At 47.0% G+C, this 4,394-nt stretch carries 4 protein-coding genes; 3 read left to right on the top strand and 1 reads right to left on the bottom strand.

The genetic code is table 11. The features are described from left to right. Positions 1-103: 103 nt before the first annotated feature. The gene (locus NZ772_14670; protein ID MCS6814795.1) at positions 104-1,408 is read right to left on the bottom strand and encodes an aminopeptidase P N-terminal domain-containing protein; all 1,305 of its coding nucleotides are present in this window, start codon (positions 1,406-1,408) and stop codon (positions 104-106) included. Positions 1,409-2,101: 693 nt separating this feature from the next. Between NZ772_14670 and NZ772_14665 the strand changes: the two genes are divergently transcribed. From NZ772_14665 to NZ772_14655, 3 genes are all read left to right on the top strand, one after another. Continuing rightward, positions 2,102-3,184: a sugar transferase gene (locus NZ772_14665; GenBank protein MCS6814794.1), complete on the top strand. Its 1,083-nt coding sequence runs from the start codon at positions 2,102-2,104 to the stop codon at positions 3,182-3,184. Between the two features lie 123 nt (positions 3,185-3,307). Beyond that, entirely contained in the window at positions 3,308-3,790 is a 483-nt protein-coding gene (locus tag NZ772_14660) for a DUF29 domain-containing protein (protein MCS6814793.1), read from the top strand. Positions 3,791-3,859: 69 nt separating this feature from the next. After that, positions 3,860-4,394 (top strand): site-specific DNA-methyltransferase (locus NZ772_14655; GenBank protein ID MCS6814792.1); only part of this gene is annotated, 535 nt, incomplete at its 3' end.

Raw genomic sequence — 4,394 nt, 5'->3', positions numbered from 1 at the left:
CACGTTTGAACTTTTAGGATGGTCACCCCACTGAACAACAGTAGTGGATCTGCGCGTTGTGGGCAGCTCTTGGAATTATTGCCATGGCCAACAGGCTGGAAACTTAACGTTCCATCGCTTCAACAGATTTGGGTACGCCCGCTGTCAGAACCTCATGCCCCGTTGGGGTAATAAGTACATCGTCTTCAATCCGCACACCAATGCCTTTCCAGCGATCAGGCACGTCTGGTTGCCCCTCAGCCGGCTTAATGTCTGGAGCAATATATATCCCCGGCTCTACAGTAAAAACATTGCCTGGTTGCAGGTTATAAGGTGTTTCACCATAGGCATAGACCCCCACATCATGGACATCTATCCCTAACCAGTGCCCTGTACGATGCATGAAAAAGGGCTTATACTTTTCTTCCTTAATAATTTCTTCAATATCCCCCTGAAGCAAGCCTAACTCCATCAGTCCTTCGACGATAACCCGCACAGATGTCTCATGGAGCTTGGCATAGGGGTTACCAGGTTGTGCCTGCTCGATCGCCGCTAGCTGTGCCCGCAACACAATCTCATAGATGGCTTTTTGCTCTGGGGTAAATTTGCCGCTAACGGGGAATGTACGAGTAATGTCGGAATTGTAGAACTGGTAGGTACAGCCTGCATCAATTAGCAATAAATCACCAGCCTGAAGTTGGCGACGATTGTGGGTATAGTGCAGAATGCAAGCATTTGCACCAGAAGCTACGATGGATGGATAGGCTGGCCCAGCACCATGCTTACAGAAGTGATGCTCAATTTCTGCTTGGATTTCGTATTCATACAGGCCAGGACGGGCAATCGTCCGTGCTAAGTTATGGGCTTCCACTGCGAGGTCAGCCGCCTTACGCATCAGAGCTATCTCTGCATCACTCTTCACTTGTCGCAGACTATGGAGAGTCAGAATGGGATCCTCTAAGGCGATCGGGCCTACTCCCGTTTTTGGATAGGTGCGGATTAGTTGCCGCCAGTGTTTCAACACCTTTGCATTAAACGCCTCGTCGTGCCCCAGGCGATAATAAATCCGATCAGCCTTTTCCAAATATTGCGGCAACTTTTCATCTAGCTCGGCGATAGAATACACAGCATCAGCCCCATACAGTTCCTTGGCTGCCTCTACGCCGACTCGAGTACCCGTCCAGGTTTCCTGCTCTGGATCTTTAGGACGCACGAACAATACAAACTTGTGTTCCTGATGATGGGGCGCTAGCACAACAACAGTTTCCGGCTCTTCAAACCCAGTCAGGTAATAAACATCACTATCTTGCCGGAAGTTATATTCCACATCGTTGTGCATAATGGCCATGGGTGCGCTGCGAAAAATAGCAGTACCCTGGTCAATTTTTTCCATCATTCGTTGACGACGTTGCTGATATTCAGTCTGCATAGAGGCGGCGTTAGCTGTTGAAAACTGTAACTGTGTAACCTTTATGATAAGGGTTCTATGGCTTGACTTCAATGCAAACAGGGCAGCAACCTGTAGTATCGTCTAGTCATTGCAACCCGCTATACCTAACGTTTTTGTTACCACACTACTAACAATTGCGCTCCCAGCGTATTGCTATCTGCTAGCCAGACAGAATAGTTGAGTCGTTCATGAAGTCTTGGTAGATTAATTACAGGTAGTTATGGTCAGGGTGCATAGACTGGTAAGATTAAACCGTCTGGTATCAATTTTTGGGTACCGACGGCTAGTGTAATGAGCTTGACAACCTCACTCCCTGGGTGGCAGAGAGGTTCGATCTGAAACCTAGCTGGGATCTGCAAGTATAAGGTTGGTACGGCCTCTGGCAGCTTCTAGTTTAGCTGTGTGCAGGTAGACGGGTAATCTTGACTGTAAAGATAGCTTTAAGTGTAAGCCTTGTTGCGTATTATATCCGTAGATACTAGTAATTGATGATTTGAAGACGATTTAGACAACAGTTTCGTTAACTAATGTTCAAGGATGTTTACTATGTTGCCTTGACCGGAGTGCTTACGTCTGCTAGATGTTAGGATTTCCTAAGTCCGTTGAGCTATCGATCACTCATGTTCAAGATTTTCTTCCAAACATTTTTCTCGACTTCAAAAACATCGCACCATGGAACATAAATCTTCTGAGGAACCGATCGCCATTATTCAGTTCAACCAACGATCCATACTCCGCCTTCCCAAACTGCTGAGTGTTCATCAGGCTGTTAGTCTCAAACAAAAGTGTCAGATAGCATGTGAGGCTGACCCGAAACCTAGTCAAATCGTGTTAGATCTTCAGCAAACTACCTTTGTTGATAGCAGCGGCATTGGGGCACTAGTTTCTAGCCAGAAAATTGCCAAGGCGCACGGGGTTGACGTTGTGCTATGGAATGTGAAGAACCAACCCCTAGAGGTGATGTCTCTAACTGGGATGGAAAACTTCTTTAAGATAGAAACGCCCACGGCGGATGAGATGCCTCCTGAGTTAGACCCATCTATAACCAAGTCCGACAATTCTGATGATGCTAGCGTCTCTCTATTACCAGAGAACCGTGACGCGCCAGTGTCTCTACCATCCTATGCTGAAGATCGCACTGCATACCATCCCTCTGTGCGATCAAAGGTAAAGCGAGCGATCGACATTGTTGGGGCACTAGTTGGCTTGGGGATCACCGCAATCCTATTTATTCCCATTGCTATTGCTATTAAGCTGAACAGCCCTGGCCCTATCTTTTTTAGCCAAGTGCGCTCTGGGTGGATGGGCCGACGCTTCCGCATTTGGAAGTTTCGCTCCATGGTTGCTAATGCAGAAGCCCTTAAATCCCAAGTTGAGAACCAAGCAGAGGGCAACTTCTTCAAAAATGAGAATGACCCTCGCATTACCAAGGTTGGACGCTTTCTGCGCAAGACCAGTCTAGATGAGTTTCCCCAGTTTTGGAACGTGTTGAAAGGGGAAATGAGCCTAGTAGGAACTCGTCCCCCTTCTGTGGATGAGATTGAAAAATATGATGTCCCAGAGTGGCAACGGCTAGATGTAAAGCCAGGGATTACTGGTGAGTGGCAGGTGAGTGGTCGATCGAAAATTCGCAAGTTTGAGGATGTGATTCGCCTGGACTTGAAATATCAGCGTAACTGGAGTTTGAAGCACGATTTTGAGATTATTCTCAAGACAATATTGGTACTCTTCTTCAAGTCTGACGATGCCTTCTAGGGCGCTGCTCACGAACTGCTTGAGTGTTACGAGTGTGCTTCATTACTCGATAAGATAGCCAAGGGGCCTAAGTGAGCTGAGGCCTGCTTGGCCTCATGAAAACACCGATGCAGGCAATGAGTTATGGCACCTCAAGTTAAAGCTGAACCAGCGTCACTATACGACACAGACTACCAACTTTGGTTGAATGAGACTGCTGCTCAATTAAGGGCACGAGACTTCAGTAACCTTGACTTAGAAAATTTAATTGAGGAGATTGAGAGCCTGGGAAAAAGTGATAAACGAGAAATTTCTAGCTATTTGATGCGATTATGTGAACATTTTCTTAAGCTGCGGTATTGGGAATCCGAACGAGAAAATTGTTTTCGAGGTTGGAAGCTTGAGGTTGCTAGCTGCCGCTTACAAGTTCAAGCCATACTCAAAGACAGCCCTAGCTTAAAAAACCACCTTCGGGAGAACTTTAGGCTGGAATATCGCAATGGCAGAAAACTGTTCCTCAATGCGAGTGAGTTGGATGTTCGTTTGATTCCTGAAGAGCCTGAATTTACCTTGGAACAGGCTTTAGATGAAGATTGGCTTCCCTGGCAACCCGACTCAAGTTCGTAGTATTCACTTTAGTGAATATTGGATGACGACTAAAGTCGTCACTACTAACCTTAATTTACTTTTGCCTTGATGATGTCTCAACCCACCTACGGCCCCCACAACCCGCACCCGCTCTCGACGCTACGCACAGAATTGGTGTGGGAGGGCAAGTATGACGAGTATGGGCAACGGCGCGAGGTGGATATTGCCGGGTGTGCGATGCCGATGCAGAAGATTGAGAGCATTGATGAACCGCGACGGGCAGCGGCGGCGACGGGGCAGTTGGAGTTGTTTGAGCAGCAGAATCCCCGTGTGGATGACTTTAGAAATCGGCTGATCTGGGGCGACAACAAGCTGGTGATGGCATCGCTGTTGCAAGAGTTTAAGGGCAAGGTCGATCTGATTTATATCGACCCGCCGTTTGATGTGGGTGCGGATTTTTCGATGAGTGTGGCGATCGGGGATGAGCAGGAAGCAATCGAAAAAGAGCAGTCAACTTTAGAAATGGTTGCGTATCGAGATATTTGGGGGAAAGGAACTGATTCTTTTCTGCAAATGATCTATGAACGACTTGTTCTTGCTAGAGAATTACTGAACGATAAAGGCTTAATTTTCGTTCATATTG

Source organism: Cyanobacteriota bacterium, from assembly GCA_025054735.1.
In the GTDB taxonomy this organism is placed as follows: domain Bacteria; phylum Cyanobacteriota; class Cyanobacteriia; order SKYG9; family SKYG9; genus SKYG9.
The sequence above is the reverse complement of the archived record's forward strand: the minus strand, read 5'-3'. Positions and strand labels throughout refer to the sequence as shown.